Annotated in this window: 1 protein-coding gene; it reads left to right on the forward strand. The window is 71.0% G+C overall.

Annotated elements, in window-relative coordinates; genetic code table 11:
* On the forward strand, positions 1–938 hold a 938-nt coding region (locus VR45_RS39730; RefSeq protein ID WP_045944839.1), incomplete at its 5' end, for a serine hydrolase domain-containing protein.
* Between the last annotated feature and the right edge of the window lie 95 nt (positions 939–1,033).

Consider the following 1,033-nt stretch of genomic DNA (forward strand, 5'->3'; position numbering starts at 1 on the left):
GCCGCACCCGCACCTACACCGCCGGCGTCGGCAACGCGGCCACCAAGGCCAAGGTGCCGATGGACGGCCAGGTGCGGATCGGCAGCAACAGCAAGGTGTTCACCGCCGTCGTGATCCTGCAGCTGGTCGCCGAGGGCAAGGTCGGCCTGGACGCGAAGGTGGACGACTACCTGCCCGGACTGGTGCGCGGCGAGGGCATCGACGGCCGGAACATCACGGTCCGCCAGCTGCTCCAGCACACCAGCGGCCTGCCCGAGTACGTGGACCGCGAGAACGTCCTCAAGGACCCGAAGCGCTACTACGAGCCGCGCGAACTCCTCGACGCCGCGCTGGCCCAGAAGGCCCACTTCGAGCCCGGCTCCCAGTGGGAGTACAACAACACCAACTACCTGCTGGCGGGCCTGATCATCCAGAAGGTCACCGGCCGACCGCTCGGCGAGGAGGTCACCAAGCGCATCATCGACCGGATCGGCCTGCGCCACACCTACTTCCCCGCCCCCGGGGACATGACGATCCACGAGGCCCACCCCAAGGGCTACCAGCGCGCCGAGAACGGGTCGCTGCGCGACTACACGGAGCTGGACCCGTCCTGGGGCTGGGCGGCCGGCGCGATCGTCTCGACCAACACGGACGTCACCCGGTTCTACGGCGCGCTGCTCGGCGGCCGACTGCTGCCCGCGGCCCAGCTCGCCCAGATGCGCACCACCGTCCCCGCCGACGCGATCAGCCCCGGGGCCGGCTACGGACTCGGCCTGGTGAGCCGCCCGCTCTCCTGCGGCGGCGTCGCCTGGGGGCACGGCGGGACGATCCCGGGCTACGAGACCTCCGGCGGCACCACCGACGACGGCCGCGCCGTGAACTTCACCGTGACCACGATCCCGGACGGCGACACCGCGAAGCGCGTGGACAAGGCGGTCGACGAGGCGCTCTGCCGCTGATCCCCGGGCACTGGCCGCCTTCCCTCTTCCCATCCTTCGCTTCCCAACAGTGGAGTCCCGTTGACATCCTCCCCGCCCTGAGGGGCGGGGATTCC

The organism is Streptomyces sp. NRRL S-495 (genome assembly GCF_000966955.1).
GTDB classification, from domain to species: Bacteria; Actinomycetota; Actinomycetes; order Streptomycetales; family Streptomycetaceae; genus Kitasatospora; species Kitasatospora purpeofusca.